Source organism: Aeromicrobium sp. P5_D10, assembly GCF_054049535.1.
The window spans coordinates 460917-473740 of record NZ_JBFUME010000003.1 but is presented as its reverse complement, the minus strand read 5'-3'; the positions used below and the strand labels follow the sequence as shown (position 1 = coordinate 473740).

The following is a 12824-nucleotide window of genomic DNA, read 5'->3' as shown; positions in this document are numbered from 1 at the left end:
GCGGGAGCCTGCGAACTCTTCAGCTGAATCCAGCCGGACGACGATCCGACCACGGTGTGGCGGCCTCGATCTGAGCACACAGGCTGAACAGCAAGCCATCTTGTCCCGGATGCGTGGCGAGCATCACGCCCACGGGCAGACCGCCGTCAGTCCAGTGAAGGGGGAGGCTCGCGGCCGGCTGGCCACTCATGTTGTACAGCGCCGTGTAGGGAGTGAAGAGCAGTTCTCGGTGGTGGTCCTCGGCGGGATCGCCTGATTCGTTGAACCACTCGACCGTCTGCGGTGGCATCGCCAAGGTGGGAGTCAGGACCGCGTCGAATGGTTGAAGTCCGGTGATGACTTCGCGGGTCTTGGCTTCGAGGAACTGCATCGCGCGTGCCAAGTCGATCGCCGAAGCCCTCGAGCCTCGCTCCCGCCAGTAGCGGGTGTTGGCTCGTAGCAATGGTTCTGCCTCCGCAGGGATGGGTGCTCCTGCGATACCCGCGGACCAGATGACGTTGAACTGCGGCTCGAGTTCGGACGGGAAGGGGTTGGCCACGTCGACGACCTCGTGACCCAGAGATTCGAGTAGCGCGCTGGCTTGCTCCCATGCCGTGAGCGCGTCAGGTCCGGGTGCGATGCCGTCGAGGTGGGTCGCCGACCAACGGGCGATGCGCAACCTTCCGGGATCACGTCGGATGTGGTCACTGAATGCCATGGCCGGATCCGGCAGCGGTCGCAGGTCGCCGGGCATGGCATGGGCGAGGATATCGAGCAGAGCCGCTGCATCCCGCACGCTGCGACTGATCGGCCCGTCGACAGCGAGTCCGCTCCAGTCCGATCCCGTCGGTCCGACGCTGACCCGTCCTCGGCTGGGTTTGAATCCGAAGACCCCGCAGGCGCTCGACGGGATGCGGATCGAACCTCCGCCATCGCTTCCCGGCGCTACCGGCACGAGCCCGGCAGCCACTGCCGCGGCAGCTCCTCCGCTGGAGCCGCCGGCGTTGCGGGCCAGATCCCAGGGGGTGCGGGCCGGCCCGATCAGATCGTTGTCGGTGTACGAGGAAAGGCCGAACTCCGGAGTGTTGGTCTTGCCGAGGCTGATGAAACCGGCGCGCTGCACCAGTGTCACGACATGCGCGTCGACGGCGGGCGTGACGTCGCGCATCACCGCTGACCCCATCGACGTCGGCACGCCGGCAGTCGGGGTGAGGTCTTTGATCGCGGTCGGGACCCCCGTGAAGGGTGCGGCGTTTCCAGCGGCGAGCGCGGCATCTGCGTCGGCGGCGCGTGCCAGGGCCTGGTCCGGCGTCACGGTGATGAAGGCGCCGAGAGCGGCGGAATGCCGATCGATCCGGTCCAGATGGTGTTGGACCAGTTCGACCGCCGAGACGTCGCCGGTCCGCAGCGATTCGGCTTGAGCGATGGCATCCAACTCGTGCAGCTCGGTCATGGTCCGACCCTAGATGACCTCGATATCGACAGGGCGCCCGCTTGCGGCTTCGGGAGCCGCCGCCGGTCAACTGACAACACCTAGGATTGTCTGTGTGGCAACTCCCAAAGTTCTCCTCTTCTACGGCTTCGCCCCGTTGGCGGACCCCGACGCGATCCGTCTGTGGCAGCGCACACTGTGCGAGGCGCTCGACATCCGCGGTCGCATCATCGTCTCCAAGGACGGCATCAATGCGACATTGGGCGGCGATGTCACCCAACTGAAGAAGTATGTGCGGGGCACCAAGGCATATGCCCCGTTCAAGGACATGGATTTCAAGTGGAGTGAAGGGCGCGCGCGAGACGACGGCACGACGGCCGACTTCCCCCGGCTCAGCGTCCGGGTCCGCGAGGAGCTCGTGACATTCGGCGCCCCCGACGAGTTCAAGATCGATGAACAAGGTGTCGTCAACGGCGGCACGCACCTGAGTCCTGAAGAGTTGCACGCATTGGTGGAGGCCAAGGATGTCGTCTTCTTCGATGGTCGCAATCAGATCGAATCGGATATCGGCCGCTTCAAGGGAGCGATCCGGCCGCCGGTGGAGACCACGCGCGAGTTCATCGCGGCACTCGACAGCGGTGTGTACGACCATCTCAAAGACCAACCGGTCGTGACGTACTGCACCGGCGGTATCCGTTGCGAGGTGTTGACGCCGCTGATGAAGAACCGAGGCTTCCAGGAGGTCTATCAGCTCGACGGCGGTATCGCGACGTACGGTGACGCCTTCGGAGACGATGGTCTGTGGGAGGGCTCGCTGTACGTCTTCGATGATCGCATCACGATGGACTTCTCGGATCACGCGGTACTTGTCGGCGAGTGCGATGTCTGCGGCACGGCGACGAATCAGGTTGCCGACTGCGGTGACGTCTCGTGCGTCCGGCAGATGGTCCGCTGCGACTCGTGTCTTGGCCGAGACGCGATGTGCGCGCGTCATGCGGAGGCCGCATGACCGACGCCCGCTTCCCGCGGGATGTCTACGGCGAAGGCGATGAACCGGATGCTCGGTTCACGCTCGCCAATGAGCGCACGTTCCTGGCTTGGCTTCGCACTGCGCTGGCACTCCTGGCCGGCGCCGTCGCGGTGCACGCTCCGGCCGTCGATATCGAGGAGTGGGCCAAGACGGTGCTGTCGTTGGTCCTGCTCGTAGCGGCCGGACTGGCGATGGCCCAGTCGTGGCTGCGCTGGCGCAAGGTCGAAGTCGCCATCAGGACCGGGCGGCCTCTGCCTGGATTCGCCGGACCGGCCATGCTCGCTGCCCTGCTCGGGATACTGATCGTCGGCGTGGCAGTCGGCGTGGTCGTGGCCGCGCTCAGGGCTTGATGGTGCGGATGAGCCCCACGAGATCGTCGACGAGTCCGCGCACTCCGGGCAAGCGGGTCAACCGGAGCGCTCGATCGAGGATCGGCACGATCTGACGTACGAGTTGGCGGGTGCGCTGTTGATCGTCGCTGGTGTCGTGCACCCAGAACAGGACGACCCCCATCTGGGCGAGCCACAGCAGTTCGGGCAGCTCGGCGCGCAGCCCCTTCGCAAGCTTGAGGTCCGATCCGTCGATGACCTCGCGATGCAACGCGATCGCGGCTTCACGGGTGGGCTCGGACTCGCTGCTGAACGGTGACAACGGGCTGGAGGGCTCGGCCGCATTTTTGAAGAACTTGCCTGCGAACTCGTGATAGGGCTCAGCGACGTCGACCCAGGCGAGCAGGACGGCGGTCAATCGCTCGGTGAACGTCGAAGTTCCGGTCAACGCATCTTGCGCGACTGCTGCATGATCCACGAAGAGCTGGTCGTAGTAGGCCTGGATCAGATGTTCTTTTGACGAGAAGTAGTAGTACGCGTTGCCGAGCGACACGCCGGCTTCGTCGGCGATCGCACGCATTGTTGCCTTGTCATATCCCCTGGTCTGGAACTGTCGCATCGCCGCGTCGATGATTGATTTCCGGGTCTGCTCGGCCTTCGGCGAGCGAGCTGGGGTGTCGGACACGAAGTTCAATCTAGTCGTCATCGTGACTGCTGGGGGTGTGTCGGGTAGGGCATCGGTGCCATGGTCGGCTGGAATCGCACCGCATCGTGGCGACCCTTGCGCCGCATCGATGAGAACACCAAGACGTTGACGAAGTGCACGGCGCCGAGTATCAGCATGACCGTGCCGACCTTGACACTCAGCTGTTCGAACAGGCCCGTCAGATCGCGGACCTCGCTGCCTGCCCGGAGGAACAGCATCACGAAACCGAGGTTCAGCAGGTAGAAGCCGACGACGAGCAGCGTGTTGACGGCCTCGGCGAGTCCGGCCTCGGCTTTGAACACATCGGCGAGGAAGGTCTTGCCGTTGCGCGAAAGGGTCGTGGCGACCCAGATCGTGATGGGGATCGCGATGAGTAGGTAGGTGATGTAGGCGCCGACGGTCCAGGTCATGAGCTTCTCCGATTCTTGAACGTGTTCAACTTATGTACTCACCATAGCCAGATAATTGAACATGTTCAAGAATGCTCGACGAAAAGTTTCTGAGATTCTTTTGCGACGATGTCGAATCAGCTGGACGCCGTTCGACGTGAGGGTGAAGGCTGGCCACCAAGGCCCGCCGCGACAGAGGAGACATCATGCGATTCCTGACCTACATCGAGTCCGATCCCAGCCAGCCCTTCGGGCCCCCGCCGCCGGCACTGTTCGAGGCGATCGGCGCCTTCGGCGGCGAGATGGTCGCACTGGGCGTCGTGGTCGACCAAGGAGGCCTCGCGCCGGCCGAACACAGTCCGCACATCCGGGTGGCCGACGGGGTCATGACGGTGCTCGACGGGCCGTTCGCCGAGGCCAAGGAGGTCATCGGTGGCTACGCGATGTACGACGTGCGTTCACAGGAGGAGGCAGTTGAGTACTCACGTCGCTTCATGCAGATCCACCTCGACACCTGGCCCGAATTCGAGGGCACGAGCGTCGTGCGACAGGTCTTCGGACCCGACGATATGGGGGCATGAGTCATGCGTTTCGTCGTTCTGATCCACATTGACGAGAGCCATGACGCCGGAGCGCCGTCCGAGGCCATGTTCAAGGCGATGGAGGCGTTTCGCGCCAATACGAGCAATGGGCAGATCGTCGGCGATGGCGGTTTGGCGCCCAGTTCGACCGCCACGGTCTGGCGGGTCGGCGACGGAAAAGTGACCGAGTCGGACGGCCCATTCGCCGAGGCCAAAGAGGTCATCGGGGGGTTCTTCCTGGTGGAGTCCCCGTCGGCTGAGGCGATGGCGGTCTGGTCGCGCGACTTCGTCGATCTGCATGCCGAGCACTGGCCGGGATTGTCCTTGCTCGCCGAGATCCGAGAGATCGCGACACCCCCGAGCCAATGACGGTCGGTGTGGTTGAGACGGTGTGGCGTCTGGAGTCGACGAGGCTGATCGCGGCCCTCGTCAGGATGACCCGTGACGTCGATCTCGCCGAGGATCTGGCACAGGAGGCATTGGTGGCGGCGCTGTCCCAATGGCCCGATGCCGGAGTGCCGGCCAATCCCGGTGCTTGGCTGATGGCAGTGGCCAAGCGCCGGGCCATCGACGGCTTCCGCCGCCGTGAACGCCAGGACCGGGCCTACTCCGACTTGGCCGAGCAGGGCGCCAGGGCGACCGACGACATCGTGTCGGCCGTCGACCACGTCGAGGACGATGTGCTCCGGTTGATGTTCATCTGTTGCCATCCGGCCCTGGGGCCGGATGCGCAGGTCACGTTGGCGCTCAGGCTTCTGGCGGGTCTCACGACAGCCGAGATCGCGCGCTCCTTCTTGACCTCCGAGTCCACGATCGCGGCGCGCATCACGCGGGCGAAGAAGACCTTGGCCAGTGTTTCTGCCCCCATGGACGAGCCGTCGGGTGACGAGCGGCTCGAGCGGATGTCTCGGGTCATGAGTGTGATCTACCTGCTGTTCAACGAGGGCTATTCGGCAACAGGCGGCGAGGATTGGCTCCGCCCTGAGCTGTGTGCCGAAGCTGTGCGATTGGGACGGATCCTGGCTGCGCTGGTTCCCGCCGATCCGGAAGTACTCGGCCTCGTGGCGTTGATGGAGTTGCAGCACTCACGGGCGGCAGCTCGTATTGCGGCTACGGGTGAACCGGTCCTGTTGCTTGATCAGGACCGGTCGCGCTGGGACGGTCTGCTGATCCGGCGGGGCCTTGCGGCTCTGGCGAAGGCGAGCTCTTTGGGCGGAACGCCGGGCAAGTACGTGTTGCAGGCCGAGATCGCGGCCTGCCATTCTCGGGCCCGGCTGGCCGAACAGACCGACTGGAGTCGGATCGCCTCGTTGTATGCGTCATTGGCCGCGATCACCGGGTCGGGAATCGTCGAGCTGAATCGCGCCGTTGCCTTGTCGAAGGCCGAGGGGCCAGCGATCGGCCTGGCCTTGGTCGACCAGTTGGCTGAGGTTCCGGAGCTGGCTCGATATCACCTGATGCCGGCCGTACGTGCGGATCTGCTGGCCCAGCTCGGACGCCGGGACGAGGCGCGCGATGAGCTCACGCGTGCGGTCTCCCTGACGCAGAACGGGCAGGAGCGAGCCATGCTGGAAGCGCGGATCGTTGAAATCGGCCCGGAGTGATGTCAGGACGTCGGCGGGGACGCGTACCCCTTTTTCGCCAATTCGGTACGAACCTTCCGAGTGAAGGCTGCGACCAGTGCATTGACCTGATGCTCGACCCAGCCAGTAATCTTGATTCGGAGTACCTCGGTCTCCGCTGGATAGACATCCCGGAGATAGATGTCTAGTCGCTGGGTCCCATCGCGCGATGCGACGGTGAAGTCTGGTCCCATACTGTCTTGTCGCGCGGGCCAAACGACGAAATGGTCTATCTGTTGGATTTCAACCGTGAGCGAAATGTCCAACGCCACGCGAACGCCAAGTTGACCAGTCGACACCGACCTGAAACCGGTGGGTGCCTTGACGTAATTTCCGGGGTCCGACACCGTGAAGTGGCTGCCGGGAGGTAGCGCGAGCCTCTCCCCGGAGCGCTGGAACTCTTCGCGAACCAGGTCCCTCAACCGAGATGCGATTGCATCGAACTCCGGGTGCGACAGGCCTCCGCGTCCTGAGAGATCGCGGGTCAGTTGCGCAAGGGATTCGTCGGGTGAAGGGGGCTCACCAGCGCGCAAATGGAGTCTTACGATCTCGATCGTGTCGATGCACCGCTGCTCGATGAACGCAATGAAAGCTGAGACGTTGCCGGCGTCAGCCGCTTCGAGCGCGTCAATGTACGAGTCTTTCTGATCGGCGAAGATCACCAGCGGAACACCGGGCGAACGGTAGAGATATATCGAAGCCAACAGCCGCGATACTCGGCCATTGCCGTCGGCGAAGGGGTGGATGCATACGAATGCGTAGTGCGCATACGCCGCCTGGAGCACCGGATGCGCCGCTGCGAATTTCGCAGAACGCAATTCGTCAACAAACCGCGCCATCTCCGCGGCTGTATCTTGTGGCGGCGCGTAGTGGTGGATCTTGCCCGTACTTGCATTGGTCGGGCTATGGGGCATCGTCTTATAGACGCCCTTGGGTAGTGACTGTTTCTGTGGCCCGACCGCGGTGTAGACCGTGAAGAACTCCTGGGAGGCGGTCGTGATCTCGTGCAGTTGCCGGATCCAGCTTTCGCTGACCTTGCTCTTGCCTGTGACAACGTCCATGACGAACTCGAAGGAGTTCAGAGCGTCCTCGATGGATGTGGCGACATCTTCGCCGTGGACTTTGAGCGCTGCTTCCCAGGCTGCGGCCTCTGTGGCGATCGTCTTGGTGAATCCACGGTCGACGGTGTAGAGACCTTCGATAGCCCCGGTGTCGACCGCCGCATACCGGGTCGCGATACGAACGGCCGCTTCGAGCGCTGCTGCGTCGACACTCGCCTTGTCGCTATTCAGAAGTGCGGCGAACTGATCGATCGTTGATGTATCGAATGCGGGAGCCCAATCGGCAAAGCTGGCGAAAGGTGCGTAGGCGCCGGCCTGTGCGTCTTGGTCTTCGGTCATGGCTCGACCGTATCGCTGAGCGGAGACATCTGGCCGATCGTCAGCGATCCAGCAGTTCGCGCTCTGTGGGGGAGTAGCCGCGGGCGCGGGCAGTCAGCCTCACGTCGCCGAGAAACTCCGACAGTTCGGCGGCCTGCTGCTCGATACCGGCGCAAGCCTCAGCACCGACGTCGCCGAACAGTTTGACCACGACCTCCCCGCTCGGCGAGTGTGCCCAACCGCCGACGATGCGGCCGTCGGACCAGACGGTCGGTCCGGCGTTGCCGTTGATGTCGAACAGGGCCGGCCCGTGGTCGCCGAGGTACCAATCGCGCTGTTTCCAACCCATCGTGGTCGGATCGAGTGGCGGCAGCAGGGCCGTCCAGGGTTCAATCTCCGGGGTGGGCGCCAGGTCATCGGGCAGAGCCACGCCAGGGCCGCCGGATAGAACGACCTCGACAGCGCCACAGGCCGCAAGCGCCCGGCGAGTTCGTGTCTTGGTCCACTTGGTCCACCACGTCAGGTCGTCGGGCGAAGCCGGGCCGAACCGCTCAAGCCAACGTCTGGCCAGCGCGGCTTCGGCGTCGAGAGGGTCCATCGGGGCAGCCGCGACCGGACTCCAACGCTCGAGCGACGACCAGCGCATCTGGCTGGACGTCCAAGAACCGGTGGGCCGCGCCCGTACGACCCGTCCCTCCGCCGACAACACGAGAAGTAGCCGGCTCGCGAGCTTCTGCGTCGTTTCGTAACGCGTGCCCGGAGACAGCACGAGAGGCGTGGCCAGCAATGGATCTGAGGCGGCAAGCTGTGCGGCGCTGGCCTCGCCCAGTTCGGAGAGACGATCGACCGCGATCTGCTCGACCTTGTCGAGCCAGGATTCGACCTGGTCGATGCCCGAACTCGTGAGCATGGCCAGCATTTTCTTGCGCTCGATGCGACCGACGTCGTCGGATGCGCCATGGAGCAGGATGGGCGCCTCGGCGGCGGGCACCACGAACACTGTGCGCCGCATTGCCAGAACGCGCACCAGACTGCGGTCGTCATACAGCGCATGTTCCAGAGCGCTGATCGTGAAGTCGCTCGTGCGGGCGCGGGCAGCGAGAAATGTCGAGGCCGGATCGGTGCCGTGCAGGGCGACGACGGACGCGGCAGCGGCCACTGCATCGTGATCGGGATTCCCAGCCAGCCGGTGTCGGAGACCGAGGCGTCGGCGCCTCTCGGCGTCGTCGAACTTCTGCATATCGCTGACGGTATCCGCACCCACCGACACCGGTGATTCAGATCACGTACGAAACGGTTTCGTTTCTGTCCGACCAGCGTCTAATATCGAAACGAAACAGTTTCGTACCCTGAGGAGAATGTGGTGAGTCGACTGACAGCCGAGAGGCTTACGGAGCTCTATGCAGGCACCCTCCAGCTCGTCGCCGAACACGGCTACGACAAGTTGACGATGGACCAGATCGCCGAGACGACCAAGAGCAGCAAGGCGACGCTGTACCGCCAATGGGGCAGCAAGTCGGCGCTCGTCGTCGAGGCGTTGCGTTGTGCTGGCGAGGTCGAGCCGGAACTGCCCGACACAGGCACGTTGCGAGGCGATCTCATGAGCATGATCGAGCACAAGGAGGGTCAGGAGCACGATGCTGACCTGCTCGCGGCGATCATGCACGCAGTCCGTCAGGACGAGGAACTCGCCGAAGCCGTTCGCACTCAGATCATCGATCCCGGACGCGAGATGATCCGGGCCGTCATGGCCCGGGCAGTCGATCGGGGCGAGATCGCCAAGGACTGCCCGGGACTGGAGTTCGTCGACTACGTGTTCGTCGCCCCGGTCGTCTTGCATCACCTGTTCGAAGGCCAGGAGCCGTCGCCGGACTTCCTACGCCGCTACTTCGAGGGCGTGCTTCTGCCTGCCCTCGGCATCCACTGACCTTTACCGACCCTCGCAAGGGAGAACACCTATATGGCTTGGCACCTCTACCGATTTGGACGCTGGTCGTTCAGACACCGCCGCATCGTCGTGACCTTCTGGGTCGGCTTGCTCCTGCTGATGGGAGTCGCATCGTCGACCCTTTCGGGCAAGACGTCCGATACGTTCACGCTGCCCGGCATCGAATCGACCGAAGCGTTCGACCTGATCAAGGAGCGCACCCCCGACGCGGCGCCGGACGGCGCCACCGCCCGCATCGTCTTCCAGGCCCCCGAGGGTGAGACGCTGTCGAGCCCGGCCAATGCCAAGGCGGTCGAGGAGTCCCTCGCGGCGATCGACTCGAAGAACGTCTCGACGCCGCCCGAGGCGCGCGTCCTTTCGGCCACTTCCGAAGACGGCCGGACAGCGTACGCGTCGATCTCGTACGCCAAGCAGTCGATCGAGCTGACCGACGCTGATCGGCACGCACTGGAAGAAGCGCCCGAAGCCGCCGAAGCTGCCGGTCTCAAGGTCGCGATCGGCGGCGATGCGTTGCAGGAGATGCCGGCGCAGGGACTGACCGAGCTGATCGGTCTGGGCGTGGCCGTCATCGTTCTGCTCATCACCTTCGGTTCCTTGCTGCTGGCCGGCATGCCGCTGTTGACCGCCATCATCGGCGTGGGTATCGGCGTCACGACCATCACGACGCTCACCGGCTTCATCGATCTCGGTTCGTCGACTCCGACCCTGGCGTTGATGTTGGGCCTGGCGGTCGGAATCGACTACGCGCTGTTCATCGTGTCCCGCTACAACCACGAAGTACACATCGGACGCGAACGTGAAGAAGCCGCAGGACGAGCCGTTGGTACTGCAGGCTCGGCCGTGGTGTTCGCCGGACTGACCGTCGTCATCGCCTTGGCCGGACTCTCGGTCGTCAACATCAACTTCCTGACGCAGATGGGTCTGGCTGCTGCCGGAACCGTTGCGGTCGCCGTCATGATCGCGTTGAGCCTGTTGCCCGCGCTGTTCGGCTTCTCGGGCAACAAGATCGGCTGGGGCAAGGTGCCGTTCATGAACGTGCGCGACCCCGAAGACCCCACGACCAAGGCCCCGGCCGGACGTCGCTGGGCCGACCTGGTCACCAAGCACCGCATCAAAACCCTGATCGGCGGTCTCGTGGTCGCCGGTGTCGTGGCGATCCCGGTCGCGTCGATGCAGTTGGCTCTGCCCGATGACGGCACGGCGGCCGACGGCAGCGGACCCCGCGTCGCCTACGACCTGATCGCCGACAGCTTCGGTGCCGGCACGAATGGGCCGTTGATGGTCGTCGTCGACACGAAGGGTGCCAGCGACCCGGAGGCAGCCGTGTCGGCCGCGGTCAAGCGGGTCGAGTCGGTCAAGACCGACGTCGCCACCGTCATCTCGCCGGTCCCGGCAGCAGATGCACCGGCGGATGCCGTCCAGGCGTTCAACGACCAGCTCGACCAGGGGCAGTACGCGCTGATCACGGTCATCCCCAAGAGCGGGCCCTCCGACGCCGACACACAGACCCTCGTCGACGAGCTGCGTCAGGCGGTCGACGGGGTGGAGTCCGACACGGGTGCCCAGGTGCTCGTGACGGGTCAGACTGCCGTGGGCGTCGACATCTCGGAGTCGCTCGCAGACGCCTTCCCGAAGTACTTGCTGGTTGTCGTCGGACTCGCGTTCATCCTGCTGCTGATCGTGTTCCGCTCGATCCTGGTGCCGCTCAAGGCGGTCGGCGGGTTCCTGCTCTCAGTCGGTGTCTCGCTGGGCGCGACTGTCGCGGTCTTCCAATGGGGCTGGTTCGCCGATCTGATCGGAATCGACAAGTCGGGTCCCGTGTTGTTCATGCTTCCGCTGCTGCTGACCGGCATCCTGTTCGGTCTGGCGATGGATTACGAGGTCTTCCTGGTCTCCCGTATGCGTGAGGAGTTCGTGCACGGTAAGGAGGCGACCGAGTCGGTCGTCCTCGGATTCCAGTACGGCGCCCGCGTTGTCACGGCAGCGGCCGCGATCATGATCGGCGTGTTCGGGGCGTTCGCTCTGGGCGACGAGGTTGTCATCAAGTCGATCGGCTTCGGTCTCGCGATCGGTGTGCTCGCCGATGCGTTCTTGGTGCGGATGACGATCGTCCCGGCGTTCATGGCGCTGCTCGGCAACCGCATGTGGTGGCTGCCGAAGTGGCTCGACAAGGCGCTGCCGAATCTCGACATCGAGGGTGAGTCGCTCGCCAAGCACCTCGGCGAGGAGAAGGACAAGGACCAAGACAAGGACGAACTCGTCCCGGTCTGATCGAGGGTGTGATCCATCAGGGACGTCATCTCGAACGTATGCCGACTGGCTCGTTCGAGATGGCGTCCCTTCTCGTTGCGAGCCTCAGTCCTCCGTGTACTCGGCGACTTCGCCTTGCGATTCGTGGATGTAGGTCCGCTGCATCTTGACGTCGAGTTCTGCGACCATGTGGGCGATGATCGCCGCGATGAAGTCGTTGACCTGTGCCTGGAGATGCGGTGTGACTGCCGGATAGACGTCGGCAAGCGCGACCGGCAATGTGCGCTGCGAGTCGGATCGGGTCACCACGAACGCCGGATCGTCCGAATCGCCCTCGGTCGGCCAGACCGCGACCCGCATGTCTTCGTTGACACCGGCATGGCCACGAGCCGTCGCGACGACCCTAGTCGTGATGCAGCCGGACTCCGGCATGACGAGACCCGGCGGGGCCACATGTGATCCGTCGTCGGAGGTGTCGACCGAGATGTCGGCCAGATGGGCGATCTCACGCGAGATCTGCCTGTCCGTGGTCTGCCAGAGGACGCCGAGGATCGTGCGAGCCAGGGCCTCGGAATCAGGCTGCCCGGTCATGCGGTCCATTTCCATGAGCTGAGGACTGAGGCGGCGAGCTTGCTGCGATCTGCTTCCGGCACATCCTCACTGTGGGAGAACGTGATGAAGTACGTCGCGCCGTCATGCACGACGAAGTACTGCTCGGTGAGGTTCGAGGCCTGGGTCGAGGAGACGTGGACGGAGTCCTCGCCGTCGATCTTGCCGATTTCCTTGACCTCGACGTTCTGGCCGCCGGCCTGTTTGAGCTGGTCGCCGAGGTCGTCCTTGATCTCGGGGATCGGCTTGGGTGGCGCGGTGTCTTGTTTGATGACGTTGACGTTGTCGGAGAATCCGTCGGTGTCCTTCAGGTCGGCGACGAACGTGTCGGTCGCCTCCGTTCCGGGAATTTTCTTGGCCGGCACGTCCCAGCCCTTGGGCACGACGTATGTGTAGCCATCGCCTTCAATGGTCTTCCCGGTGGGAGCCGATGCCTTCGGCTTGTCCGCATCGGGCTTTGAATCACTGTCGCTGCCCCCGCAGCCTGCAAGCGCGAGAGCGGTCATGAGAGTTACGGCGGCTAGGCGGCCGGTGTTGGTGCGCATATCGAGAAACTATCGTGAATCGGCG

Annotated in this window: 14 protein-coding genes; 7 read left to right on the top strand and 7 right to left on the bottom strand. The window is 64.1% G+C overall.

Annotated features, from left to right (window positions below; translation table 11 throughout):
- Positions 1 to 19: 19 nt before the first annotated feature.
- A complete protein-coding gene (locus ACXJKC_RS07285) occupies positions 20 to 1432 on the bottom strand; it encodes an amidase (protein WP_456696025.1) in 1413 nt (470 codons plus the stop codon).
- Positions 1433 to 1526: 94 nt separating this feature from the next.
- On the opposite strand from ACXJKC_RS07285, the gene trhO reads away from it, so the two are divergent.
- Complete coding sequence (trhO, locus tag ACXJKC_RS07280; RefSeq protein ID WP_456696024.1) at positions 1527 to 2420, top strand: oxygen-dependent tRNA uridine(34) hydroxylase TrhO; 894 nt, start codon at positions 1527 to 1529, stop codon at positions 2418 to 2420.
- Complete coding sequence (locus ACXJKC_RS07275; protein WP_456696023.1) at positions 2417 to 2791, top strand: YidH family protein; 375 nt, start codon at positions 2417 to 2419, stop codon at positions 2789 to 2791. The genes trhO and ACXJKC_RS07275 overlap by 4 nt, the downstream gene beginning before the upstream one ends.
- On the opposite strand, the gene ACXJKC_RS07270 is transcribed toward ACXJKC_RS07275, so the two are convergent.
- Positions 2781 to 3455 (bottom strand): TetR family transcriptional regulator, encoded by a 675-nt coding sequence (locus tag ACXJKC_RS07270; RefSeq protein ID WP_456696022.1) that lies wholly within the window; start codon positions 3453 to 3455, stop codon positions 2781 to 2783. The genes ACXJKC_RS07275 and ACXJKC_RS07270 overlap by 11 nt on opposite strands.
- A 17-nt stretch (positions 3456 to 3472) precedes the next feature.
- The gene (locus ACXJKC_RS07265) at positions 3473 to 3886 is read right to left on the bottom strand and encodes a hypothetical protein (protein WP_456696021.1); all 414 of its coding nucleotides are present in this window, start codon (positions 3884 to 3886) and stop codon (positions 3473 to 3475) included.
- A gap of 185 nt (positions 3887 to 4071) precedes the next feature.
- Here ACXJKC_RS07265 and ACXJKC_RS07260 point away from each other — a divergent pair, with 185 nt between their 5' ends.
- Genes ACXJKC_RS07260 through ACXJKC_RS07250 form a run of 3 tightly spaced genes read left to right on the top strand, consistent with a single transcriptional unit; the run spans position 4072 to position 6050 of the window.
- Positions 4072 to 4446, top strand: coding sequence for a YciI family protein (locus tag ACXJKC_RS07260; RefSeq protein WP_456696020.1), 375 nt, complete (start codon positions 4072 to 4074; stop codon positions 4444 to 4446).
- Between the two features lie 3 nt (positions 4447 to 4449).
- Positions 4450 to 4815: a YciI family protein gene (locus ACXJKC_RS07255; RefSeq protein ID WP_456696019.1), complete on the top strand. Its 366-nt coding sequence runs from the start codon at positions 4450 to 4452 to the stop codon at positions 4813 to 4815.
- Positions 4812 to 6050 (top strand): RNA polymerase sigma factor, encoded by a 1239-nt coding sequence (locus ACXJKC_RS07250; RefSeq protein ID WP_456696018.1) that lies wholly within the window; start codon positions 4812 to 4814, stop codon positions 6048 to 6050. Before ACXJKC_RS07255 ends, ACXJKC_RS07250 begins: the two co-directional genes overlap by 4 nt.
- Positions 6051 to 6052: 2 nt before the next feature.
- Here the strand turns inward: ACXJKC_RS07250 and ACXJKC_RS07245 are convergent, their stop codons facing one another.
- On the bottom strand, positions 6053 to 7468 hold the full coding sequence (locus ACXJKC_RS07245; RefSeq protein WP_456696017.1) for a Fic family protein: 1416 nt from the start codon (positions 7466 to 7468) through the stop codon (positions 6053 to 6055).
- A gap of 40 nt (positions 7469 to 7508) precedes the next feature.
- Entirely contained in the window at positions 7509 to 8687 is a 1179-nt protein-coding gene (locus ACXJKC_RS07240; RefSeq protein WP_456696016.1) for a winged helix DNA-binding domain-containing protein, read from the bottom strand.
- 123 nt (positions 8688 to 8810) lie between these two features.
- Here ACXJKC_RS07240 and ACXJKC_RS07235 point away from each other — a divergent pair, with 123 nt between their 5' ends.
- Positions 8811 to 9374 (top strand): TetR/AcrR family transcriptional regulator, encoded by a 564-nt coding sequence (locus ACXJKC_RS07235; protein ID WP_456696015.1) that lies wholly within the window; start codon positions 8811 to 8813, stop codon positions 9372 to 9374.
- Positions 9375 to 9407: 33 nt separating this feature from the next.
- The gene (locus tag ACXJKC_RS07230; RefSeq protein ID WP_456696014.1) at positions 9408 to 11666 is read left to right on the top strand and encodes an MMPL family transporter; all 2259 of its coding nucleotides are present in this window, start codon (positions 9408 to 9410) and stop codon (positions 11664 to 11666) included.
- Positions 11667 to 11750: 84 nt separating this feature from the next.
- On the opposite strand, the gene ACXJKC_RS07225 is transcribed toward ACXJKC_RS07230, so the two are convergent.
- The gene (locus ACXJKC_RS07225; RefSeq protein ID WP_456696013.1) at positions 11751 to 12236 is read right to left on the bottom strand and encodes a hypothetical protein; all 486 of its coding nucleotides are present in this window, start codon (positions 12234 to 12236) and stop codon (positions 11751 to 11753) included.
- Entirely contained in the window at positions 12233 to 12799 is a 567-nt protein-coding gene (locus ACXJKC_RS07220) for a hypothetical protein (RefSeq protein ID WP_456696012.1), read from the bottom strand. The genes ACXJKC_RS07225 and ACXJKC_RS07220 overlap by 4 nt, the downstream gene beginning before the upstream one ends.
- Positions 12800 to 12824: the final 25 nt, after the last annotated feature.